Source organism: Sphingomonas sp. DMC6, assembly GCF_056314225.1.
Map to the genome: position 1 here is coordinate 71,211 of NZ_JBQUYT010000006.1, position 23,472 is coordinate 94,682.

General features: G+C 64.8%; 22 protein-coding genes and 1 tRNA gene. 7 read left to right on the forward strand and 16 right to left on the reverse strand.

Annotation, left to right across the window (positions count from 1 at the left end; genetic code table 11):
* Positions 1 to 8: 8 nt before the first annotated feature.
* The 10 genes from ACT53M_RS14760 to ACT53M_RS14805 form a co-directional block, all read right to left on the reverse strand.
* Positions 9 to 938: an electron transfer flavoprotein subunit alpha/FixB family protein gene (locus ACT53M_RS14760; RefSeq protein WP_476234275.1), complete on the reverse strand. Its 930-nt coding sequence runs from the start codon at positions 936 to 938 to the stop codon at positions 9 to 11.
* Positions 939 to 983: 45 nt separating this feature from the next.
* The gene (locus ACT53M_RS14765) at positions 984 to 1,733 is read right to left on the reverse strand and encodes an electron transfer flavoprotein subunit beta/FixA family protein (protein ID WP_476234276.1); all 750 of its coding nucleotides are present in this window, start codon (positions 1,731 to 1,733) and stop codon (positions 984 to 986) included.
* A 52-nt stretch (positions 1,734 to 1,785) separates the two neighbouring features.
* Positions 1,786 to 2,559: an SDR family oxidoreductase gene (locus tag ACT53M_RS14770; protein ID WP_476234277.1), complete on the reverse strand. Its 774-nt coding sequence runs from the start codon at positions 2,557 to 2,559 to the stop codon at positions 1,786 to 1,788.
* Positions 2,556 to 3,551 (reverse strand): acrylyl-CoA reductase (NADPH), encoded by a 996-nt coding sequence (acuI, locus tag ACT53M_RS14775; protein WP_476234279.1) that lies wholly within the window; start codon positions 3,549 to 3,551, stop codon positions 2,556 to 2,558. Before acuI ends, ACT53M_RS14770 begins: the two co-directional genes overlap by 4 nt.
* Positions 3,548 to 4,309: a glucose 1-dehydrogenase gene (locus ACT53M_RS14780; RefSeq protein WP_476234281.1), complete on the reverse strand. Its 762-nt coding sequence runs from the start codon at positions 4,307 to 4,309 to the stop codon at positions 3,548 to 3,550. The genes acuI and ACT53M_RS14780 overlap by 4 nt, the downstream gene beginning before the upstream one ends.
* 83 nt (positions 4,310 to 4,392) lie before the next feature.
* Entirely contained in the window at positions 4,393 to 6,999 is a 2,607-nt protein-coding gene (locus tag ACT53M_RS14785; RefSeq protein ID WP_476234282.1) for a TonB-dependent receptor, read from the reverse strand.
* Positions 7,000 to 7,116: 117 nt separating this feature from the next.
* Positions 7,117 to 8,226, reverse strand: coding sequence for a saccharopine dehydrogenase family protein (locus tag ACT53M_RS14790; protein WP_476234284.1), 1,110 nt, complete (start codon positions 8,224 to 8,226; stop codon positions 7,117 to 7,119).
* A complete protein-coding gene (locus ACT53M_RS14795; protein ID WP_476234285.1) occupies positions 8,223 to 9,848 on the reverse strand; it encodes an AMP-binding protein in 1,626 nt (541 codons plus the stop codon). Before ACT53M_RS14795 ends, ACT53M_RS14790 begins: the two co-directional genes overlap by 4 nt.
* Positions 9,845 to 11,068 (reverse strand): thiolase family protein, encoded by a 1,224-nt coding sequence (locus ACT53M_RS14800; protein ID WP_476234287.1) that lies wholly within the window; start codon positions 11,066 to 11,068, stop codon positions 9,845 to 9,847. Before ACT53M_RS14800 ends, ACT53M_RS14795 begins: the two co-directional genes overlap by 4 nt.
* Before the next feature lie 115 nt (positions 11,069 to 11,183).
* Positions 11,184 to 12,506, reverse strand: a complete 1,323-nt coding sequence (locus ACT53M_RS14805; RefSeq protein ID WP_476234288.1) for an acyl-CoA dehydrogenase family protein — start codon at positions 12,504 to 12,506, stop codon at positions 11,184 to 11,186.
* A 142-nt stretch (positions 12,507 to 12,648) separates the two neighbouring features.
* Between ACT53M_RS14805 and ACT53M_RS14810 the strand changes: the two genes are divergently transcribed.
* Together ACT53M_RS14810 and ACT53M_RS14815 are read left to right on the forward strand one after the other, a co-directional pair.
* Positions 12,649 to 13,668, forward strand: coding sequence for an AraC family transcriptional regulator (locus ACT53M_RS14810; protein WP_476234289.1), 1,020 nt, complete (start codon positions 12,649 to 12,651; stop codon positions 13,666 to 13,668).
* 171 nt (positions 13,669 to 13,839) lie between these two features.
* Positions 13,840 to 14,328, forward strand: a complete 489-nt coding sequence (locus ACT53M_RS14815) for a hypothetical protein (RefSeq protein ID WP_476234290.1) — start codon at positions 13,840 to 13,842, stop codon at positions 14,326 to 14,328.
* Between the two features lie 275 nt (positions 14,329 to 14,603).
* On the opposite strand, the gene ACT53M_RS14820 is transcribed toward ACT53M_RS14815, so the two are convergent.
* The 5 genes from ACT53M_RS14820 to ACT53M_RS14840 form a co-directional block, all read right to left on the reverse strand.
* The gene (locus ACT53M_RS14820; RefSeq protein ID WP_476234292.1) at positions 14,604 to 15,821 is read right to left on the reverse strand and encodes a tyrosine-type recombinase/integrase; all 1,218 of its coding nucleotides are present in this window, start codon (positions 15,819 to 15,821) and stop codon (positions 14,604 to 14,606) included.
* A 151-nt stretch (positions 15,822 to 15,972) separates the two neighbouring features.
* Positions 15,973 to 16,057 (reverse strand) — tRNA-Leu (locus ACT53M_RS14825).
* Between the two features lie 48 nt (positions 16,058 to 16,105).
* The gene (locus ACT53M_RS14830) at positions 16,106 to 16,945 is read right to left on the reverse strand and encodes a formate/nitrite transporter family protein (protein WP_476234293.1); all 840 of its coding nucleotides are present in this window, start codon (positions 16,943 to 16,945) and stop codon (positions 16,106 to 16,108) included.
* Positions 16,946 to 16,994: 49 nt separating this feature from the next.
* Positions 16,995 to 17,492 (reverse strand): SRPBCC family protein, encoded by a 498-nt coding sequence (locus ACT53M_RS14835; RefSeq protein WP_476234295.1) that lies wholly within the window; start codon positions 17,490 to 17,492, stop codon positions 16,995 to 16,997.
* On the reverse strand, positions 17,476 to 17,835 hold the full coding sequence (locus ACT53M_RS14840; RefSeq protein ID WP_476234296.1) for an ArsR/SmtB family transcription factor: 360 nt from the start codon (positions 17,833 to 17,835) through the stop codon (positions 17,476 to 17,478). The genes ACT53M_RS14835 and ACT53M_RS14840 overlap by 17 nt, the downstream gene beginning before the upstream one ends.
* Before the next feature lie 720 nt (positions 17,836 to 18,555).
* Between ACT53M_RS14840 and ACT53M_RS14845 the strand changes: the two genes are divergently transcribed.
* The gene (locus tag ACT53M_RS14845) at positions 18,556 to 18,876 is read left to right on the forward strand and encodes a hypothetical protein (protein ID WP_476234297.1); all 321 of its coding nucleotides are present in this window, start codon (positions 18,556 to 18,558) and stop codon (positions 18,874 to 18,876) included.
* A 190-nt stretch (positions 18,877 to 19,066) separates the two neighbouring features.
* On the opposite strand, the gene ACT53M_RS14850 is transcribed toward ACT53M_RS14845, so the two are convergent.
* On the reverse strand, positions 19,067 to 20,575 hold the full coding sequence (locus ACT53M_RS14850; protein WP_476234511.1) for a YifB family Mg chelatase-like AAA ATPase: 1,509 nt from the start codon (positions 20,573 to 20,575) through the stop codon (positions 19,067 to 19,069).
* A gap of 419 nt (positions 20,576 to 20,994) precedes the next feature.
* Between ACT53M_RS14850 and rpmH the strand changes: the two genes are divergently transcribed.
* The 4 genes from rpmH to yidC are packed head-to-tail and all read left to right on the forward strand — an operon-like array spanning position 20,995 to position 23,420.
* Positions 20,995 to 21,129 (forward strand): 50S ribosomal protein L34, encoded by a 135-nt coding sequence (gene rpmH / locus ACT53M_RS14855; protein ID WP_010545931.1) that lies wholly within the window; start codon positions 20,995 to 20,997, stop codon positions 21,127 to 21,129.
* Positions 21,130 to 21,146: 17 nt separating this feature from the next.
* Positions 21,147 to 21,491, forward strand: a complete 345-nt coding sequence (gene rnpA, locus ACT53M_RS14860) for a ribonuclease P protein component (protein ID WP_476234299.1) — start codon at positions 21,147 to 21,149, stop codon at positions 21,489 to 21,491.
* Positions 21,488 to 21,700, forward strand: coding sequence for a membrane protein insertion efficiency factor YidD (gene yidD, locus ACT53M_RS14865; RefSeq protein ID WP_476229960.1), 213 nt, complete (start codon positions 21,488 to 21,490; stop codon positions 21,698 to 21,700). The genes rnpA and yidD overlap by 4 nt, the downstream gene beginning before the upstream one ends.
* A gap of 22 nt (positions 21,701 to 21,722) precedes the next feature.
* Positions 21,723 to 23,420 carry a membrane protein insertase YidC gene (yidC, locus tag ACT53M_RS14870; RefSeq protein ID WP_476234301.1) on the forward strand — a complete coding sequence of 566 codons (1,698 nt, stop codon included), beginning with the start codon at positions 21,723 to 21,725 and terminating at the stop codon, positions 23,418 to 23,420.
* Positions 23,421 to 23,472: the final 52 nt, after the last annotated feature.

The following is a 23,472-nucleotide window of genomic DNA, read 5'->3' on the forward strand; positions in this document are numbered from 1 at the left end:
GAGCGGGGTCAAAGCTGCGCGGTCAGCGCGGGAACGGCCGCAAACAGGTCGGCGACGAGACCGATGTCCGCCACCTGGAAGATCGGCGCTTCCTCGTCCTTGTTGATCGCGACAATGACCTTCGAATCCTTCATCCCCGCGAGATGCTGGATCGCGCCGGAGATTCCGATCGCCACATAGACTTCCGGCGCGACGATCTTGCCGGTCTGGCCGACCTGATAGTCGTTGGGGACATAGCCGGCATCGACCGCCGCGCGGCTAGCACCGACAGCGGCGCCGAGCCTGTCCGCCAGCGGCTCGATCAGCTCGGCGAACTTTTCGCTCGACCCCAGTGCGCGGCCGCCCGAGACGATCACCTTCGCGCTTGTCAGTTCGGGGCGTTCCAGCTTGGCGATCTCGCTGCCCGAGAAGGCCGACACGCCGGCATCCCCGGTCGCTGCTACCGGCTCGATCGCTGCGGCACCACCCTCTGTCGCCGCCTTCTCGAACGCGGTGCCCCGCACGGTGAGGACCAGCTTGGCATCCCGGGTACGAACGGTGGCGATCGCGTTGCCGGCATAGATCGGCCGGGTAAACGTGTCCGGCCCCTCGACCGAGAGGATATCGCTGATCTGCATCACGTCCAGCAGGGCGGCGACGCGCGGCGCGATGTTTTTCCCAGTACTGGTCGCAGGCGCAACGAAGGCATCGTGCGTTGCCATCAGCGCGTGCACCAGCGGCGCCACGTTTTCGGCCAGTGCATGCGCATAGACCGCATCGTCGGCGACATGGACCTTGCCAACGCCGGCAATGCCGGCGGCTTCGGCTGCGACCGCATCCAGGCCCTGCCCGGCGACCAGCAGATGGACGTCTCCCAGCTTCGCCGCCGCAGTGACCGCAGTCAGCGTCGCATCCTTGACGGACCGGCCGTCATGTTCGACCCAGACGAGGGTTTTCATCTTGGAACCTTTCCTGAGCCCGTCCGCGCTGCGCGAACGGGGATGTTATCTTGCGACGCCCAGCGCCTTGAGCTTGCCGACCAGTTCGTCGACATCCGCGACTTTCGCGCCCGCCTGGCGTCTCGCAGGTTCGACGACCTTCAGCGTGGTCAGGCGCGGGTCGACGTCGACGCCGTATTCGGCAGCGGTCTTCACTGCGAGCGGCTTCGACTTGGCCTTCATGATGCTCGGCAGCGAGGCATAGCGCGGTGCGTTGAGGCGCAGATCGGTGGTGACTACCGCCGGCAGCGTCAGCACATCGGTTTCCGCGCCCCCATCGACCTCGCGCGTCACCGCGACCTTGCCGTCCGCGACATCGACCTTCGACGCGAAGGTTCCCTGACCCCAGCCGGTCAGCGCGGCGAGCATCTGGCCGGTCTGGCCATTATCGTCATCGATCGCCTGCTTGCCGAGGATGACGAGCGAAGGCTGTTCCTCCACACAGATGGCCTTGAGCAGCTTGGCGACGGCCAGTGGCTCGACTTTGTCGTCCGACTGCACGAGAATCGCGCGGTCGGCACCCATTGCCAGTGCGGTGCGCAGCGTCTCCTGCACTTTCGCATCGCCGATCGATACCGCCACCACCTCGGTGGCGATGCCCTTTTCCTTCAGGCGGACGGCTTCCTCGACCGCAATCTCGTCGAACGGATTCATGCTCATCTTGGCGTTGGCGAGATCGACTCCCGACCCGTCGGCCTTCACCCTGGGCTTCACATTGTAATCAAGCACACGCTTGACCGGCACCAGCACCTTCACCTTCGATCCTTTCCATGATTGTGGACGCGCCGCGACCGGCGCAGCCGCTGCGTCAAAAGCCGGTGATCGCCTTCACGATGGCGCGGCGCGCTTCCCAGGGTGTCGCGTCGATCTGCGCCGCGACGGCAGAATCCGCGTCGGTGACGAACCAGTGAACCTGTCGACCCGTCGCAGCCGCATAGACGGTGTCGGCGACCTGCCGGGGAAGCACGTTCACCCCGAGAATGTCGACCGACTTCGCCTTGCGCGCGGCATCCAGCACCATCGGTGTCGCGACATAGGCGACAAGAACGTCACAGACCCAGATTCCCGCACCTTCCAGCTCGATGTTGAGCGCCTCGGTCAGGCCGCGAACGGCGAACTTGCTCGCCGAATAGACCGCCTCTTCGGGTATGCCGTAGAGCGCGGATACGGAGGACATGGTGACGATATGCGCGTCACGGCCCTTGCGCAGCCAGGGCAGGGCGGCGTGGATGCCGTTGATGACGCCGGTCACGTTGACGTCGACAATGTCCTTCAGCCGCTCGGGATCGGTGTCGGCGAAATCGCGCATCGACAGGATGCCGGCGCTGTTGAACAGCACGTCAAGGCCGTCCTGACCGGCGCTGAACGCAGTGATGGCATCGGAAAGCCCACGAAAGTCGCGCACATCGGCTTTATGCGCCGACACCAGCTCGCCCAACTCCTCGCGGAGGAGGTGGAGCGCCTGCGCGTCCCTGTCGGACAGGCCGACCCGCCACCCTTCCGCAGCAAACCGGTGGGCCGCCTCCCGCCCGATACCCGATGCCGCGCCGGTGATGAAAATCGATCGGGGATCCCGGTTCATGCTGCAATCTCCACTACGGTTCGGCCACGCACGCTGCCGGTCAGGATCGCCGGTGCCTTCTCGATGACATCGCCAAGCGCGATCTCGCTCGTCATGCTTGCCAGCAGATCGAGGTCGAGTTCCTCCGCGAGCGCGGCCCATGCGCGTTGCCGCGCGTCGCGCGGCGCGTGGACGCTATCCACACCGCAGATGGTAATGCCGCGCAATGCGAGCGGATACATGGTCGCCGGAAAATCGGCGCCCTGCGCAATCCCGGTTGCGGCGACCGTGCCGCCGTAGCGGAGCGAGGCGCAGATATTGGCGAGCGTGTGGCTGCCAGCCGTATCGATCGCGCCCGCCCATCGCTCGGCTTGTAGCGGCGCGCCCCGCTCCCCCAAAGAGGCCCGGTCGATCACCGATGCCGCACCGAGACGGCGCAGATAGGGCGCCTCCGCCGCACGCCCGATGGCGGCGACCACGGCATAGCCGCGACCGGCGAGCAGCGCGATCGCGACACTGCCTACCCCGCCGCTGGCGCCGGTGACCAGGATCTCGCCCTGTCCCGGCACCACGCCCTGCCGCTCGAGCGTCTGGACGCACAACATGGCGGTATAGCCCGCAGTGCCGATCGCCATCGCCTGCTTCGCGGAGAAACGGTCTGGGCGGGCTATCAACCAGTCGCCGTCCAGCCGGCACTTCGCGGCATAGCCGCCCCAATGCTGCTCCCCCAGCCCCCAGCCATTGGCGACCACCTGGTCGCCGACACGCCAGCCGGGATGCGTGCTCCATTCGACGATGCCGGCCAGATCGATGCCTGGCACCATCGGGAAGGACCGGATCAGCGGGATGGCACCGGACAGGAGCAGCCCGTCCTTGTAGTTGACGGTCGACGCCTCGACCCGCACCAGGACGTTCCCGGCTGGCAGTGCGTCCGCATCGATATGCCGCAGTTCGGCGTGCTGGCGCTGGCCGTCATGATCAATGACGACGGCGGGGAAGCGCTCGCTGGTCATGCGGTATAGCCTCCGTCGACCACCAGCTCGGCGCCGGTCATGTAGCTGGAGTCCTCCGAGGCGAGAAACACGACCGCGCGCGCGATCTCGGCCGCTTCGCCGAACCGGCCCATCGGCGTCCGCTCACGCGCCTTCTCGGCAAAATCGTCGGGAACGAACGGCAGCGCCCCGATCACCATCGGCGTGGCGACATAGCCGGGATGCAGGCTGTTGATCCGGACGGGATAGCCCGCCCGCGCGCAATGGAGCGCTGCCGATTTGGTGAGCAGGCGAACGCCGCCCTTCGACGCATTGTAGGCGGGAACATGCGGATTGCCGACGATCCCCTCGATCGACGAAAGGTTGACGATCGCGCCGCCCCGCGCCTTCATGTGACGCACCGCCGCGCGCGTGCCGAGGAAGACGGCATCGAGGTTGACCGCCATCGTGCGGCGCCAGTCTGCGAAGCTCTGCTCCTCGATCGAGCCCGGAAGGGCGATGCCGGCATTGTTCACCAGGATGTCGATCGGGCCGAACGGCAGGGCGGTCTCCGCGAAGATCGCATCCCATCCCGCCTCGTCGGTGACGTCCTGGCGCCGAAACACGGCCCGGTGACCGGCGGCGACAAGCGTACCGACCAGCGCCTCGCCTTCGTCGACGATCAGATCGGTCGCCACGATCGCCGCGCCTTCGTGCGCCAGCGCATGGCAGATCGCATTGCCGATCCCGCGTGCGGCACCGGTGACCAGCGCGATCCTGCCCTCAAGCCTGCCTGCCATCCGTTTTCCTCCTTATTGGATTTTCATTCGCCTCTTCGCCGATGCGACGTGATGAAGCCGCGCCGCATCGGCATCGTCAGCGGTCAGAAGCGGGCCGTGAGTTCGACCCCATAGGTGCGCGGCATGCCGCGATTGAGATAGTCGACCCCGAAGATGTTGATGTTCAGGCCGTAGTTGTAATAATATTTATTCGTCAGGTTCTTGCCCCAAATCGCGAGCGCCCATTTCGGCGTTTCATAAGATATCCGGCCATTGAACAGCCAATATCCCGGATTTCCGCACGCGATAGCGGGCCCCGCCTGGAGGATGTTGAACCCGGGCGCAGGCTTGTTGCACGGTGTCTGGCCATAGTTCTTGAAGGGATCGAAATAATATTTGCCCACATAGGTCGTGTCGCCGTGCAGGCGGAGCTTGTTGCTCCCCCGTTCGTATGCGACCCAGTCCAGCGACGAAGACAAGGTGACGTTCGAGGCGTTGGGGAAAGGATTGCCGTTGATCGGCAGCGTGGCGCTGCTGGGATTGGTGGGATCGATGGTGTTGCCGGTATATTCGGTGTCCAGCAGGCCCAGCGACGCATCCCAGCGCAACCGCCTGGTCGGTTGCACCGTCAGTTCCGCCTCGCCGCCGAACAGCCGGCCATTGCCGCTGCGGGTGAACGTGGTGGCGCCGATCACCTGGGTGAATTGCTGGTTCTGATAGTCGTAGTAGAAACCCGCCAGGTTGAGCTGGACACGGCGATCGAAGAAGCGCGTCTTGAGGCCAGCCTCATACGCATTCACCTTCTCCGGCTGGATATAATAGACCTGATTGAGCCCCTGATAGGCCAGTCCGTTATAGCTGCCGGCCCGATAGCCCCGGCTATATTGCGCATAGCCCATGATGTGATCGGTGAAATTGTAGCTGAGGTTGAACCGGCCGGTCAGGCGGTTTGCATGCTCCTGCTTGTTGATCGCCGGCAGGTTGGGGTTGTAGGGGAAACTGTACGGAATGGTGCTGGCGGCGATGTTCTTCCCGGACAGGTCGTAGAGGATGGTGCGGCCATCCTCATATTTCACCTTGTCCCAGGTATAGCGAAGGCCGGCGGTCACGGTAAGCTTGGCGGTGACCTCGTAGCTGGCATCGGCGTAGATCGCCTTGGACGGGCGGTCGATCGTGTAATATTGCTCGCCCAGGATCGGGCTGAAAGGCGGCGCGCCTGCGGCCCGGCAGCCCGCGGAATAAGCGCCGCCCGCTCCGCCGTTGCCGCTGTTGTTGATGGAGACGTCCGTCAGAAACGCGATCAGCGTCCGCGCATCCAGGAAGCCGTCCGCCTTTACCCGAACCGGCGCACAGAAACCCGGCGAGGAAGGGGTCAGCGACGGATTGACCGCAAAGGCCGGCACGATGCCGATCGAATCCGGCGTCGCGACCGCCGGGTTACTGAACGTGCCGGGCACGCCCGCACCGAGCAGCAGCGGGCGCAGCACCCCGAAGAAATCGGGCTGGTTGTGCGTATAGACCTTGTCCCGGCCATAATAGAGCCCGGCGGTGAGGTTGAGCGGCCCGTCCTGCAGGTTGAAGCGCAGATCCTGGTTGAAATTGCTGCTGCTGGAGAAATAGCGGACCGAGCAGACGTCGTTCGGCGATCCGTCGCAATCGAATGGCGCGTTGCGATAGCGCCCGTGATCATAACCGGTGATCGAGGTGACCGACAGCTTGTTGCTGAGATCATATTTGATCGTGAGCGCACCGCCATACGCATCGGTGAAATAGTGGCCGCTGGAGTTGGAATTGATCTCGTTCTCGCCGAGCGGGGTGCCGCCATTCTGCGACGGATCGAACCGCGAATAGCCGAGCACATCGCGCCCCCCGGCCAATTGCCCCAGGCCGAATGGTGTCGCCGCCAGCGGGTTGTCGCGCGCGCCATAAACCTTCAATCGGATCTCGAGGCCCGCGGAAGGCCGCCAGCGGAGGGTTGCGCGACCTGCGATGCTGTCGGTCGTGCCGACGTCACGCTTCTGCGCGCGATTGTAGAGCCAGCCATCGCCCTTCGCATAGGTGCCGGCGACCCGGATGCCGAGTTCGTCCGGCACCAGCGTCACTTCCGCCGCACCCTCGGCTGTGACCATGTTGTAATTGCCATAGCCGAGCGTGACATAGCCGTTGTTGCGGCCCAGTTCCGGCGCCTTGGTGAAGAAGCTGATCGCCCCCCCGGTGGTGTTGCGGCCATAGAGCGTGCCCTGCGGGCCGCGCAGCACCTCGACGCGATCAAGGTCGAATAGCTGCTGCCCGTGGCTGGCGCGGAAGCTCTGATATACCTCGTCCACATAGACGCCGACCGGCGAGGCGGTCGATGCTGCGAATTCATTCGCGACCGACACACCGCGCAGCGAGAAGTTCGGCTGCGTCTTGCCGTAGGGCGTGGTGATCTGGAGGCTGGGTAGCGCGCCCATAAGGTCCGAGGTGTCTGTGATGCCCTTCGCCTTCAATGCGTTGCTGTCGATCGCCGACACCGCCACCGGCACGTTTTGTAGATTCTGCGACCGTTTCTGTGCGGTGACGATGATGTCTTCGATCCCGTCACTGCTGGCCTGCTGCGCGGGTGCGGCGGTCGGCGCGGGCGCCGTCTGTGCCGATGCATCCTGCGCGATGGCCGCAACCGCCGCGCTCGTCATGAGCGCAACAATCGTGCGCCGGATAGTCCCTTCCATGCTTCCTCTCCCTTTCAAGCCGCGACTTTTCCGCCGCCGACCCAGCCGCCGGCGGTGATGTCGCGATCCCTGTGCATTACGATACGGTGGCCGCCTTCGGCGGCGCTCAGCCCGGCGTCAGGTGGCGGTGGCGGACCAGGCGTGGTAGCCCTTCTCCGCCCAGGCGTTGAGGATGTGGCGCGCGCCGATCGCATTCGCCGCAGACTGGAAGCCCGTCGCGAGGAGCTTGCCCGCCACGATGCGGCGACACGCCTCGGCCGCTAGCTCTCCGGTCTGTAGATAGGGTGAGTTGCCACGCATCACGACCGTCACGCCGGCCATGTTGCCGCGCCCGATGCACGAGATGACCGAGCGGTTGCGATCAGGATCCTCGCGGTCGGGTTCGACCTCGGTGATCTGCCCCCCCAGTTCGTTGGTGATGCGTTCCTGCTCCGCGGCGTCGAGATGGCGGTATTTCTCCTCGAACTGCTCCAGCACCTGCAGCACCGCGCCGAACATGAGCTGGTTCTTGAAGCCGACCAGCGTCGCGCAATTGGTGACGCGCGGATCGTCGCGATACCAGAGGGGCTCACCACCGCCGCCCCATGGCAGGGCCTTGAACGAGCGATGCTGGTCGGGCGACCGCACCTCATAGGCGGTCGCATAGGGCCACATCACAAGCTCATTGTGCTCGAGAAAGTATTGCGGCTTGGTGCACATGCGCAGGAACGACTTGGTCGAGGCAACGCTGGTGCTCGAATCCGCCAGATAGAGGATGTCGAGCGTGTCGATGCCGGGGGTTTCCAGCGCGATCTCAGCGGCGATGTTGCCGGCCGCCCACATATAGGAGGATGCCGGGGCCAACAGCAGGCCCTTCGCCTGGAACTGCGCGCCATAGCGGTCACGGCATAGGGCCATCCAGTCCGTCTCGCCGGTCGTGTCCAGATAATGGCATCCGGCATCCAGCGCCGCCTGCACCACGGGCTCGCCGAGTTGCATGAACGGGCCGGTGACATTGTACACGATCTTCGCGCCGCGGCAGAGTTCGGCAAGCGATTCGCGATCGTGCGCCACTTCCGCAATGCTGTAGTCGGCGCCGGCGAGTTCCGGCACCTTGGCCATCTGCGTCTCCAGGCGCGCCTTGCTGCGGCCCGCAGCAATGAAGGGAATTCCAGCCAGCGCCAGATGCCATACGATCAGTTTGCCCGTATATCCACTGGCGCCGTAAACCACGACAGGTGCCGTCATGATGCAATCCTCTCCTGCTTCTTCTTCCATGTTGTAGGGCCGTTGCGATCGTACAGGCGGCACGTGCCGCTCTCGATCATCGCGATCAGATGCCGATCCTGCGGCTTTTCCGATGCCGTCTTGGGAATGGTATCGACGATCTGGAGGTAGGTGGGCGTATTCGCCGAGCCGAGCGCTTGCGCGCAGTTGAGGATGATGCTTTCCGGATCGAAGCCGCTGCCGGCGACGATTGCCGCGATCACCTCCTTCTCGCCCGGGGTATTCTGCGGCGTGGCCAGACCATAGACATAGATGTCCGCCACGCCAGCCATGCCCGCGATTGCCGTTTCGATCGCACGCGCATCGATGAAGTCGCCGTTGCGCCGGATCGAATGTCCGTCGCGGTGCGAGAAGAAGAGCCAGCCCTCTCCGTCCTTCCACCCGATATCGCCGGTGTGGAACCAGCCGCCGCGCGTCTTCGCCGCCGAGGCGGCCGGGTTGCCGAAATAGAGCACCGGCGCGACCGTCCCGTCGGCATTGCGAAAGCAGATTTCGCCTGGCTCTCCGGGCGGAAGAATGGCGCCCGCCTCGTCGAGGATTTCGCAGATGCCGCCCAGGGGCGGCTTGCCGATCGAGCCGACCGGGCCCGTGCCTGGCGGATTGAGCGACAGGCCGCCCTCGGCCGCGCCAAAAAATTCGAAGATCGCGACGCCAAACCGCGCTTCGAACGCGCGCCACATCGTCGCTGGCATCCCCGCGCTCAGCACGAAACGCACGGCATGCTGCCGGTCGAACGGACCGTCCGGCTCGGCGAAGATCGCGGTTGCCATCCCGCCCAGCAGGTTGAAGCTGGTGCAGCCGTAGCGCGCGAGGATTTCCCATAGGCGCGATTTGGTGAACTGCCGGCTGATGACGACCGGCAGGCGCGCCGACAGGCCATTGCCCAGCGTTATCAATTGGGCGTTGGCATGGGTGAGCGACAGCCCGGTATAGAGCCGATCGCCGGGCGCCAGGCCCATCACCGGGCCGAGCGACGCCACCGCGGCGAAGCGGGCGTGCGGCGCGAGGATGGCCTTGGGGTCGCCGGTCGTCCCCGAGGTGAACAGCATCTGCATCGGCGCATCGCCGGAACGTGGTGACACGTCCTGCACGGGCACCGCCGCCGCACGGACGTCCGCAAGCCCACGATGCCCGGGCTGGTGGGAGCCGCTGGCGTCGATCACCCAGACCCAGGCGAGATCGGGCAGGCCCCCGCGGATCGCATCGAGATGCGGCAGCACGTCGCGGGTGACGATCGCGCCCCGGCACCGCGAGAAGCGCAGCATATAGGCCAACTTGTCCCCGCGGGTGCGCGGATCGATGGGGACGAACACCGTTCCGGCGATTTCGGACGCGACCATCGCCTCCACGAACTCGGGATGGTTGCGCATGATGATCGCGAAAGCGTCGCCTTCGCCCATGCCTTCGCCGCGCAATCCGCCAGCCAGTTCGCGCCCCGACCGCAGCAGATCGTCATAGCTCCGCACTTCTTCGACAAAGGCGCCGGCAGGATCGATGTCGACGAAGGTCAGGATCGGTGTGGCGCCGTCTGCGGCTGCGCCGTCGAGCACCATTGCCAGCAGGGTCCGCAAGGGGACGCTCATCGCGACAGCACCGTGATGGCGATCGCGGCCGCGTCCGAACCGATGAAGCCGCCGCCGTTCTCGGCCAGCGCCAGCCGCACGCGCTCGCTCTGCCGCGCACCGCACCGGCCGCGCAATTGCTGCACCAGCTCGTGAATCTGGCCCAGGCCGGTGGCGCCGATCGGATGCCCCTTGCGGACGAGGCCGCCGGAAGGATTGACCGGCACGCGACCGCCCAACGCCGTCGCCCCACTTGCCAGGAAGGCAGGTCCCTCGCCCGGGCCGCATAGCCCCAGCGCCTCGTAGTAGATCAGCTCGGCTGGCGAGGTCGCATCGTGCAGCTCGACGCAATCGATGTCGCGCGGATCGATGCCTGCCGCTTCGTAGACCTGGCGCGAAACGGTCGTAGTCACCCCCGGCGCGCCCGGTGCGACGTCGAAACCGCTCGAAACGATCGACGCCCGGACATGGACCGGATCGGCGATTCCAAGTTCCGCCGCAATGCGCGGGGAAACGATCACCGCCGCCGCGGCGCCGTCACCGATGGGCGAGCACATCGGGAGCGTCAGCGGCGGCGAGATTGGCTTGGCCGCCAGCACGTCCTCGACGGTCAGCACATCGCGGAACTGCGCATTGGGATTGAGGGCGCCATGCCGCGAGTTCTTGGCCGATACGCTGGCGAAGTCGCGCTGGGTCGCCCCGCTCTGCGCCATGTAATCCCGCGCCATCCGCGCATAGATGTCCATGAACAGCGACCGCCGGTCGCGTGGTGCCGCCTCCAGTTGCGCAGCGGAGAGGTCGCCGGTCAGATAGCGGTCGAGCTGTTGGGGATGCTCGGTGTCCACGCACCCGGCATAAACCGCCATCGGGCGTTCCTTGTCGGGATGGTAGAGCTTCTCCATCCCGAAGGCGAGGACCACGTCATAGACGCCGAGCGTCACCATCGTGCACGCCTGCTGGAACGCAGTCGATGCCGTCGCGCACGCATTCTCGACGTTGATGACGGGAATGCCGCCTAACCCCATCTGCCGCAGCACCACCTGGCCCGCGACGCAGACCTGCCCGGTGACGATCGGGCCGCCGGCATTGCCCGACCATACCGCCTGCACCCGATCGAGCCCCATGCCCGCATCGGCAAGCGCCTGCCGGATCGCTTCCTGGGCCAGGCTTGCAAGGCTGCGATCGAGATGTTTTCCGAACGGGGTGATGCCCACCCCCGCGATGATCGCCTTCTGGCGCAAGACACGTCTCCCCGTTCCGTGCCTCCCAGCGAGGCACGGTTGATACTGTTCGAAAGCCGGGGCCTTCGATTTGACAGGTTCCTTCGGCCGCGGACATCGCCGCAGCCGCGGCGCTTCAGGCAGTCGGCTGGAGCAGGTCCGGATCGATCATCAGCGTGCCGCCCTTGATCGCGAGGATCTCGTTGCAGCCATCTTCGATCAGCGACGAGCGCGCGTCGCGGAATATCTTCTCCACCGGATATTCGCGGGTGACGCCGTTGCCGCCGAACATTTGCACGGCGTCGCTGGCAACGTCGACCGCATGCTGGGTCGCGGTCACCTTGGAGAACATCGCCGCCTGCAGGGCCGGCATGTCGTTGACCATATTGAAGGTGGTGACCCGCCGGGTGATCGCGCGCGACAGCTCGACCTTGCGCGCCATGTGGAACAAGCGCTTGGCCACGTCCTGGTGTCGGATGATCGGCACGCCGCCCTGCTTGCGCTCATGCGCATAGGCAAAGGCATGTTCATAGGCGGCACGCGCACAGCCGGTGAAGACGCCGCCCATCAGCGCATTCGCCTCGCTGTGGATGGCATAGACGCCCTTCTTGTACTCTTCCGGCGCGACCAGCAGATGGTCGATGTCCAGCTCGACGTTGTCGAAAAAGATCTCGCCCTGCGGGAGCGCGCGCTGCCCCATTTTCTCCAGCGGCTTGCCCTTGCTGACACCAAGCGACTTGAGCGGCACGACGACCACCGCGCCGCGGCGCGGATCGACGCCCTCGCTCGTTTCCGCCGCGCAATAGAGGATCGCCAGCTCCGCAATCGGGCCGTTCGAGACCCAAGCCGACTTCTGCCCCGAAAGGATCACCTTGCCGTCGGTGATCTTGGCGACGCAGTTCGGCCGCCCATACCGCCCCTGCGGGTGGAAGATCGCGCCGTTCGCATCGAGCGAGTCGCTGCCATGGTCAGGCTCGGTGATTCCCCAGCAACCGATCAGATCCTCGGAATAGGTCTTGGCAACGAAGGCGTTGCCGAATTTCGCCGCCATGTAATGCGGCAGCAGATCGACACCGGCCGAGATCGCAAGGCCCGCATCGCCCCAGCCCAGTTCTTCGAACAGGATGGCAAAGATGTCCGGCATCGCCGCCGCCGGAAATCCACCGAGCGCCTCTACAGTGATGCCGAGTTCGGCATAGGCCTTGCGAAAATCCCATAACTGCGATCCCGGTGCGATCACCTCTTCGGCGGTCAATCGGTCAAGTTCGCGACCCACTGGACGCATGACCCGGTCGGCGAAGCCATGCACGGTACGGTGCAGTTCGGATACCAGATCGTCGAGTGGCGGTTCGGCACCGAGCGGTCCCAGCTTGACGTTCGGATTTGCGTCCCAGCGGCCGAATGGCCGGGGACCGGATTCATCAACGGGCACGGCCCGGAGCGCTGCTGCCTGGCTCATTTCGTCCTCTCCATTGGCATCCGGGATTGGTTCCCGGGTTGTGCTGGTGGTGCCACGATCGCCCGCCCGCCAGAATAGCCGCAACTGCCAAAATTTGACTTAAACTGCCATCCTCGCGTAGCGATCGCGCCGGAGGCAGACGATGCAGATCGATCTTCTCGAAACCGTGCGTCTATCGAACCAGAGCCTGCGGATCATGGCGTCGGCGATGCGCGAGCATGCGATCGATCCGATCCCGGGGCTGATCGAGGCCGGCATCGAGACGGATATCCTTACCAATCCCAATGGCGAAGTGAGTTGCGCGCAGGAACTGCGTTTCCAGCAATTCTTCGCCAATGCGACGCGACATATTCCGGGCGTGTGGATGCGGACAGGGCAACGCTACCGCGTCATGTCCTATGGCCCCCTTGGGCTCGCGGTCTTGGCTGCCGGCAACGTCGCAGAAGGGCTCCAGGTGCTGGGCGCGTTTCAGGCGCTCACTTTCTCGCTCATGCATTATGACGTTCAGGTCGAGAACGGCCGCGCTATCGCCCTCACCGGCCATGACCGCGACGCCCCCGCAGGCTTGCGCGCATTCATCCAGGAACGCGCACTGGGATCGGTGACGATGTTCCTCAACGACATGCAGCCACCCCGCTTCCCGCTGCGGCACATCGAATCGTCGCTCGACCGCCCCAGCGGCTGGCAAGGCTGTGATGCCCTGCTCGGCGTCCCCGTCTTTTTTGGTGCGGAACGGACGCGCTGGGTGTTCGAGGGAGATGTCGGCGACCTGCCACTTCCCATGGCCAGCCCGCTACTCGAGGAGACCTACAGCAATCTGTGCAAGAAGCTGCTTGCTGCGGCGCCGGTGCAGAACCCGTTCGTCGGCCAAGTGTTTGGCTTGCTGGTCCGTTCCGGGCGCGGATTTCCTTCAGTCGCCGACGTAGCCGAAAAGCTTCATGTTTCGGAACGCACGCTGCATCGTCGCCTCGATGCGAATCACACAAGCTTCGGCAAGCTGCTCGACCAGATCCGCCGCGAACGCGCCATCGACCTGCTCGACAAGTCGACGCTGTCGATCGAGCGGATCGCGGAAATGCTTGGCTTCTCCGAAACGTCGAGCTTCACCAGGGCATTCACGCGGTGGGAAGGAATATCACCCCAAAAGCACAGACAAAAGTAAGCAAGAGCCGCGCCGACAGGAGTATTGCCCGGAGTACTTCCAAGCCCCTGCGGGATAAATTCAGCACTGAGGTCGGCTTGAGCCCAACCGAGTCGGCTGGCTGCAGCCGCGTTGCTAGTTGCGGCAGAGGCGGGCAAGCTTGGGGCACCCTGAGCGCCGCCATTCCCGGACGTGACATTGACGCTGTCGGGCGTGAGCGCTGGTCGCGTGTCGAACGTCGCGGTGCCGCTGCCCGAGAGGCTGGCCGCACCAGATGACGCGGCACCGCTCTGTTCGATCCCGCCCGCTACCGGTTTAGCGATCGCCTGGGCGTTGCCTGGGGATAGCGCGCCCACGGCGGCGCGATTGATCGCGGCCTGTTCGGCGGCGTTTGCGACCGCCTTGGCCTCAGCCGCCGCCTTGGCGGCGCTGATCGCATCGGTTGCAGCCGATCCGGTGGCACGCACCAGCCCATCGGTTGCTACCCCGACGGCGAGATTGGCGCTAGCGCTGGCCGCCGCGCTGCCGCAGGCGCGCGACGCCTCTTTCCCGCCCAGCCCACAGCTTTGGACAACCGCACGTTCAATTATCGTCCTACACGTTCCGGGCAACAGGTCTGCGAGAGCCTGCGGAGAGTTCCTGGGCTGCAAAGGCCTGGTCGCACTGTTTCTCGGCTGCTGAAGTCTGGCGAGCACGCGGTTTCGGCCGGAGCAGACGTTCGTCTTTCCGCCGCGGAACGACTCGACCTGGTCGCCAGCGGCCTAACGATCACGGGACATTTTCGACGTTCGTAGTTGCTTAACCCGATCGCGTTTGTGCTTCGAACCCGATTTACGAGAAGGGGAGTGGGGCCTGTCCCCTGGGGCTCCATTTTTGTTGCAGTGCGGTAAGTGATTGTTTTAAAAAAAGCATTCCGATCCATTCGATTCCTGCAACCGCTGGCGATTAGGCTAACTCTACCCGCGCTTTCGGAACTTCGCCTTGATCACCGCACCGCCAACCCGAAGCTGGTCAAGGTAGTCAGACCACCACTGCGCCATGCGGACCCGCTCATCCCAGTGAGCGCCTCGGTGATAGGCCGCCCGGACGCGATCCCGTTCGCCGTGAGCCAGCGCGCGCTCGATTGCGTCGGGGTGCCAGAGGCCAGATTCGTTCAGCAGCGTGCTGGCCATTGCGCGAAAGCCATGGCTGGTCATTTCATCATGGTCGAAGCCCAGCCGTCGGAGTGCGACGTTCATCGTGTTGTCTGAAATCGGCCGTTGCGTCGTGTAGAGCGCGGGGAACAGATATTCGCTCGCTCGAGGAAGCGAACGCAACTCCTGCAAAAGAAATATCACTTGGCGCGATAGCGGCACGGCATGCGGCTGCTTCATCTTCATGCGCTCGGCCGGCACGCGCCAGACCTTGTCTACGAAGTCGATCTCGTTCCATTTGGCCTGCCGCAGCTCGCCCGGCCGCAGGAAGACGTGGGGCGCGATGCGCAGGGCATAGAGCGTTTCCGGTCGCCCCTTATAATCCTCGATGGCCCGAAGCAATTCTCCCACTTTCTTCGGCTCGACGATCGCAGCGTGGTGCTTCACGCGTGGGACGATTAGCGCGCCGCGGAGGATCTCGGCAGGATTTCGCTCGGTGCGTAACGTCGCGAAGCCGTAGCGAAACACGCGCCCGGCGAAGGATCGTAGGCGAACCGCAGTCTCGTGGTGCCCCTTTCGTTCGACACGCTTGAGCGTATCCAGCAACTCGTGCGGGGTGATCTCCGTGATCGGCCGCTTGGCGATTCCGCCCAGCAGTTCCAGAAACCAACGCGCTTTCTTCAGCGTAGCGGCGGATTTCCCCTCTCGCTCCATCTTCTCAATATATTCGCCGGCAACCAGCCCGAAGGTGGTCTTAGCCGAGTGCTCTGCCTCGAGACGCTTCAACCGTTTGGCCTCGACGGGGTCAAAGCCATCCGTGAGCTCAGAACGGGCCTCGTCGCGCTTGCGCCGCGCCTGTTGCAGAGTCACCTGGGGGAAGCTCCCGAGCGAAAGTTTTCGCTCTATCCCGAAAACCTTGTAGCGAAATCGCCAGAGCAACGCCCCGGATGGCTGCACGAGAAGATACAGGCCGTCGCCGTCCGACACCTTGAACGGGCGATCGCGAGGCTTCAACGCACGGATTTCGACGACGGTTAGCATGGTGGGCCACGACTCCTGCGAGGCCCGTGGTCCACCGATTCGTGGCCCACTTTTCGCGGGCCTTAGCGGAACAAAGTGAGAAACCACGGGATTGTCAACCGCGATTTTATCGCAGTTTTTCGCGGATTTCTACAATGTTCTCAATATGTACTGGTGCCCCTGGCCGGACTCGAACCAGCATGCCTTGCGGCGTTCGATTTTGAGTCGAATGCGTCTACCAATTTCGCCACAGGGGCAGCGAAGGCGGCACGGCTAGACGAAGCGTGCGCCGCCCGCAAGCGCCTTCACAATTCCTCCCGCACCTGGGCATGCGCCAGCAGCGCGAACAGCACCGATCCGCCCAGAATATTGCCCAGCAGCGCCGGCGCCAGAAAGCCGAACAACACCCATCCCAGACTCGCCTCCCCCGCCAGCCACAACAGCCATGCCTCCACCGCACCCGCCACCACATGGGCAAAGCCGCCCAGCGAAATGAAATAGGTGCAGAACAGGACCACGAAGAATTCCTGCCGCCGCGCCCCCGGCAGCGACCAGGCCACCGCCGCCATCAGAAACCCCGCCGGCACCCCTGCCCGCACCGCCGCCCAGCCGCTATGTTCGGCCAGGCTGCGCGAGGTTTCCAGCATCGCCGCCGCCGCTTCCGGCGTACCCGACCAGCCGGCGGAGACCAGCCAGGCGATCAGCAGCGTGCCGCCCATATTCGCCACGAACACCAGCCCCCATAGCCGCGCCAGCCGCCCCAGATTGCGCGGCGTCGGATCGGCCGCAGCCGGGATCACCGCCGACAGGGTGCTTTCGGTAAACAACTGCAATCGCCCCAGAATCACGATCATGAAGCCCAGCGAATAGCCGATGCTCGCCACCGCCGGCCGCCACGGCGCATCGGGCAGACGGCTTTCGATCAGCGCCCGCCCCAGCACCGAGGCCGCCATCGCGATACCCGCCACCACCCCCGACCAGAGCAGCGAGCCCGCCGGCCGGTCGAGTTCCTCGTCCCCCTGTTGGCGGATCGCCTCGTGAATGACCCGCGAAGGCGCGGCGCGGCGGCGGGCGACTTCGTCCTCCTCGGCGGCGGGGAGCTGGGCCTCGTCGCCGTCCGCGGCGTCGCTTGGGGATGGTTGCATCCCCGCTGAACGCCGCGGACCCCGGGAGGTTGCCCCGCCAGCTTGCCCGTCAGGCGTCGATCGCCGGCAGCAAGGCGGCGAGCTGATCGAGCTGCATCGGCAGCCCCGCCGCCGAGCCTTCCATCGCCTCTTCCAGCGCCTCCGGCGTGGGATAACGCTCATGGAACGTCACCAGCGTCTTGCCGCCCTGGTCCTCGAAGGTCACGGTGGTGACGGCGCCTTCCTCCCCCTCGTCATTGGTCCAGACGATGCGCTCGCCCGGCACCACGTCCAGATATTTGCCGTAAAAGGCCATGGTGGCGCCCTCTGCGGCCGCAAATTCCAGCCGATAGCTGCCGCCGGTGCGGACATCCATCTCGCAGCCGACCAGCGTGACGCCCACTCCCTCCGGCACCCACCAGCGGCGGAACAGCGCAGCCTCCGACCAGGCGCGGAAGACGATGCGCGGCGGGGCATCGAACAGCCGCGTCACTTCCAGTTCGCGGTCGGACTTGCGCGCCACGGCCGTTCGATGCGCGGCGGCGGGAATGTCAGTCTGGTCGGCCATCTTCGTCCTCCTCCTGTTGTATCTCGGCAAGTACGCGGTCGAGCGCATCGAACCGCGCCGCGAACCGGTTGTGCCAGGCGGCGATCCATTCGGCCTCGGCCGCCAGACTGCGCTGCCCCAGCCGGCAAACCCGCGTGCGCCCCACCTTCTCGGTGGCGACCAGCCCGGCGCGTTCGAGCACGGCGACATGCTTCTTCATGCCGGTGAGCGTCATCTGAAACCGCTCGGCCAGGCTGGTGATCGACGCCTCCGCCCGCGCCAGCTGCTCCAGCACGCCGCGCCTTGTGGCATCGGACAAGGCGGCGAAGGAGAGATCGAGGGCGAGAGACGAATACTGAACCATATGGTTTAGTGTTAACAGTGTCCGGATGGAGAGGCAAGAGGCCGCGGTCGCGCAAAACCGCCGTGTAAAATCAACGCGCCGCCGCGAGCGTTCTTGCGATGAAACGCGGGCGGCAATGAGGTGAAGTTTAGGAAGTTGTCAGTATCGCGCAGTTTTTTCAGGAGCGGCCGCACCCTGGGGTTGGAGAGCTGAAAATAGAACATAAACAGAACATTGGCGTGTAGGGAAGCGTTTTTTGCGGCGACCGGCGAGAGTCAGGGGGTGGCGAGCGGTCGGCGCGGGGACTGGCCGGTTTCACGCGAAGGCGCGAAGACGCGAAGGGGTCAGGGAAGAAGTGTATGGTTCGCGCAGAGGCGCAGAGACGCGGAGGCTCATACCAAGCCGCGTTGATACGGATATTCGCGCAGTGCGCTGCCTCGAATCACTGTCATCCCGGCGCACGCCGGGGTCTCTGCGGGGCTGGGCGAGACCGGAACAGCGCTGGAATGGGGACAGGGAATAGATATACTGTCCCTGTAATTCCCTGCACCTAGTGTGAAATTATGAAATGTTATACATTGGGACGCCAAGATATATTTTAGAAAATCGACTGAATTTTGGGACAGTGCACCACTTTTAACGTCCCCACTGTTTCGCGAGCACCCTAACCCGAAATTTGAACGTGAAATCCTTGACCGGCAAAATTTGTACACCGCGCCGCAGCTATCAATAGGCTTTAACATGGCAAGATTTAATCTTCTAAAATATGCAAATCTTACATTTCCTGATCTAATTCAATTCCACTGGGGCTTTGAAGATTTGATAATTTATGATATTGGTCAGAAAATCGAGTGGTTTGATCGAATTCGCCCAAAAGAGGCCGATGGTTCTGTTTACATTCCCGGAATAACAATTTCACAATGCAATTCTGATGAAGCCATCAAATGGGAATTTTACTCTTTGGAGATACAGAACGACCTTATAACAAGCGTTCGTGCGTGCAGTGAGTTTGAATACGACGCGTTGGATAGGTGCGCTAACGCTCTACTTGCGGGGAATTGACGCCGCCACGACAGACCGGTCGATGCCGCCAACCATTTGCGTTCCTCGAGGAAATTTTAGGGTCAGAGGGCAGAGAAATCCGGGGACAGTATAGCATTTTGAAATCCGGGGACAGTATATAATTTCCAAAGCTTCAGGGGTCAGAGGGACAGTATACCCGGGTCAGAGGGACAGTATACCCATTCCCCTCTCACCCCCGCGGCGCCTGCCGCCGGTAGCTGAGCGCCTCCGCCACATGGATGCGGCCTACGCCCTCCGCGCCCGCCAGATCGGCGATCGTTCGGGCCACGCGCAGCACGCGGGTGTAGCCGCGCGCGGATAGCCGCATCGCTTCCGCCGCCTGGGCGAGCAGCTTGCGGCCGGGGTCGTCGGGGGTCGCGACGGCCATCAGCGGTTCGCCGTCGGCCTCGGCATTGGTGCGCGTGGCGGTGCCGGCATAGCGCGCCGTCTGGACCCTGCGGGCGGTGGCGACGCGCGCGGCGACTTCGGCCGATCCCTCGGCGGGCGGCGGCATCACCAGATCGGCGGCGGTGACGGGCTGGACCTCGACATGCAGGTCGATGCGGTCGAGCAGCGGACCGGAGACCTTGGCCTGATAGTCCGCCGCGCAGCGCGGCGCGCGGGCACAGGCAAGTGCCGGGTCGCCGAGATGGCCGCAGCGGCACGGGTTCATCGCCGCGATCAGCTGCACCCGCGCGGGAAAGGTGACATGCGCATTGGCGCGCGCGACGCTGACCACCCCGGCCTCCAGCGGCTGGCGCAGCGAATCGAGCACGACGCGCTGGAACTCGGGCAGCTCGTCGAGGAACAGCACGCCGAGATGGGCGAGGCTGACTTCGCCCGGCTTCACCTTCAGCCCGCCGCCCGTCAGCGCCGCCATCGAGGCGGAATGATGCGGGCTGCGGAACGGGCGGGTGCGGGTGAGCCGCCCGCCCTGCAGCGTGCCGGCGACCGAGGCGACCATCGAGACTTCGAGCGCCTCGGCCGCATCGAGCGGCGGCAATATGCCCGGCAGGCACGAGGCCATCAGCGACTTGCCGGCGCCGGGCGGGCCGACCATCAGCATGTTGTGGCCGCCGGCTGCGGCGATCTCCAGCGCGCGCTTGGCGGTTTCCTGCCCCTTGACCTGGACGAGGTCCGGCCCCTGCCCCGGCGGATCGACCGTGCCGGCGGCGGGCGCGGGGAGCAGCTGACTGCCCTTGAAATGGTTGAGCAGCGCGATCAGGTCGGGCGCGGCGAGTACCTCCACCTGCCCGGCCCAGCTCGCCTCCGGCCCCTGCGCGGCGGGGCAGACCAGCCCCTTGCCCTCTTCGGCCGCATGCATCGCCGCGAGCAGCACCCCCGGCGACGGCGCGATCCGCCCGTCGAGCGCGAGTTCGCCGACCACGACATAGCCGGCGATCGTCTCCGCATCGACCACCCCCATCGCGGCAAGCAGGGCCAGCGCGATCGGCAGGTCGAAATGCGATCCCTCCTTGGGCAGATCGGCCGGCGAGAGGTTGAGCACGATATGCTTGGGCGGCAGCGCGAGGCCGATCGCAGCCATCGCGGCACGCACCCGCTCGCGGCTTTCGGCAACGGCCTTGTCGGGCAGGCCGACGACGACGAACTTGGGCAGGCCGGCGACGAGGTTGCACTGCACCTCCACCGCCCGGGCCTCCAGCCCGAGATAGGCGACCGTCGAAACGCTTGCGACCAAAGCCACTCTCCCCCCGCGGGCGAGCATAGAGGCTGGGAACCGTTTCGGAACCGGACCCAACCGGAATGGATGCAAGTTTGTTGGGGGCCCTTTCTAGGGCTCCCCTCCCGCTTGCGGGAGGGGTCGGGGGAGGGACTGATGTGGCGGCTCTTTCCGCGACGGGTTCGCGGGCGACCACGTCGCCCCCTCCCCTGGCCCCTCCCGCGAGCGGGAGGGGAACGCAGATCGATAGCGAGCACAACCACCCCAACCGTCTTGCAACCCCAACACACCCTCCCCATCTGCCGCGGCAATGTACGCCCCGCCGCCTTATCCCCGCGATCGCGCGTTGACTCGGGCGCTACATCTGCGTAAGGGCACCCGACACGCGGCCGCCCCTGTGGCGGCCCTTTTACGTTCTAGATACTCGAGGATGAGCGATGAAGCGGACCTTTCAGCCGAGCAACTTGGTGCGTGCGCGCCGGCACGGCTTCCGTGCACGGATGGCGACCCCGGGCGGTCGCAACGTGATCCGCGCCCGCCGCGCCCGCGGCCGCAAGAAGCTGTCGGCGTAATCGCCGGCACTGCTTCGGTGGGCCTCGAACGGCTCACGCAGCGCAAGGACTATCTCGCCGCGAATGCAGGCAAACGGGCACCGATGCCCGGCTTCGTCCTCATCGTGCGCGACCGTGGCGATGCCGATCCGGTCATGCGGGTCGGCATTACCGTATCCAAGAAAGTCGGCAACGCCGTAATCCGCAACCGGATGAAGCGGCGGTTCCGCGTGCTGGCGCGCGAAGTGCTGCCGCAGGCGGGAATCGCGGGCGCCGACCATGTGCTGATCGGCCGCGCGGGCGGAATCGAGCGGCCCTATGCCGAGCTGAAGGCAGAGCTGGCCAAGGCGCTGCGTCGCGTGGCACCGCGAGACGCGCAGTGATTGCCCGGCTGCTGATCCTGCTGGCGCGCGGCTGGCAATTGGGGCCGTCGCTGATCCTGCCGCCCAGTTGCCGCTACCAGCCTTCCTGTTCGGCCTATGCAATCGAGGCGCTTCGCCGCTATGGGGCGCTGAAAGGCGGCTGGCTTGCGCTCCGGCGCATCGCCCGTTGTCATCCATGGGGCGGGCACGGCCCAGATCCCGTACCTTGAGCGACCTTCCGGGGAATCATCGGTGAAAGAAGACCAGAAGAATTTCGTGCTCTTTGCGGTGTTCGCCGCGCTGATCCTGTTCGGCTGGCCGATGATCAGCCACTGGATCTTTCCGCAGCAGCAGCCCGCATCGGTGAAGATGGTCGACGGCAAATCGCAGCCGGCGCCCAGCCCCGCCGATTCGCCCAAGGTGCTGCGCAACCGCGACGCGGTGCTGGGCGAAACCCCGCGCGTCGAGATCGACACGCCGGCGCTCAAGGGCTCGATCAACCTGAAGGGCCTGCGCATCGACGACCTCGTCCTGCGCCAGTACGACCAGACCGTCGCCAAGGGCTCGCCGCCGGTGCGGTTGCTGTCGCCGAGCGGGGCCGAGGGCTCCTATTTCGCGCAGTTCGGCTGGCAGGGCACCGGTGCGCCCGACGCCAACACCGTCTGGCAGGCCGATGCCGACAAGCTGACGCCGGCGACCCCGGTGAAGCTGACCGCCACCAATGCCAGCGGGCAAGTGTTCCAGGTCGAGATTGCCGTCGACTCCAACTATATGTTCACCGTGCGCCAGACGGTGGTGAACCGCGCGGGCGCACCGGTTGCGATGACGCCCTATACGCTGATCTCGCGCGGCCAGCGCTCGACCGATGTGAGCCAATGGGCCGCGCATGTCGGGCCGATGGCCGTCTATAACGGCGCCGCCGACTATATTAACTGGAAGGATGTCGAGACTGCGCCGAAGCAGTTCTCCACCACCGGCGGCTGGGTGGGCTTCACCGACCATTACTGGCTGACCGCAGCGATCCCCGACCAGCGCGGCACCGTGCAGATCGAACAGCGCGGCACTTCGGCCCAGGCCTATCAGGCCGATTATTCGCCGACCCAACCGATCACCGTACATCCGGGCAAGGAAGCGACCTATACCAGCCACTTCTTCGCCGGCGCGAAGGAAGTGAAGCTGCTCGAAGCCTATCAGAAGGATCTGGGCATCGTGCAGTTCGATCGCGCGATCGACTGGGGCTGGTTCGGCATGATCGAGCGGCCGATCTTCGCCTATCTCAGCCTGTTGTTCCGGCTGGTTGGCAATTTTGGCGTGGCTATCATCCTGCTGACGATCACCATCCGCGCACTGCTCTTCCCGATCGCGCAGAAGCAGTTCGCATCGATGGCGAAGATGCGCCAGGTGCAGCCGAAGATGAAGGCGATCCAGGAGCGTTTCAAGGACGACAAGCAGCGCCAGCAGCAGGAGATCATGAAGCTGTACAAGGAGGAAAAGGTGAACCCGCTTGCGGGCTGCGCACCGATGCTCCTGCAGATTCCGATCATGTTCGCGCTGTACAAGGTGCTGCTGCTGACGATCGAAATGCGCCACCAGCCCTTCGTCTTCTGGATCAAGGACCTGTCGGCGCCCGACACCGCGACGATCCTCAACTTGTTCGGCTATCTCCATTATCCGCTGCCCAGCTTCCTCGCGATCGGCGTGGTGCCGGTGCTGCTTGGCGTGTCGATGTTCTTCCAGATGCGGATGAACCCGGCGCCGATGGACGAGATGCAGAAGCAGATGTTCGCGATCATGCCGTGGATGCTGATGTTCCTGATGGCGCCGTTCGCAGTCGGCCTGCAGCTCTACTGGATCACTTCGAACGTGCTGACCGTGCTGCAGCAGCAATGGCTCTATGCGCGGCACCCGGAAATGAAGGCGCCGGTGGCAAAGGCCGGTTCGGGCAAGTGATGGCGGCGGGGCCCTCCCCCTTCCCTTTCCCCTCCCTTGCAGGGAGGGGCAC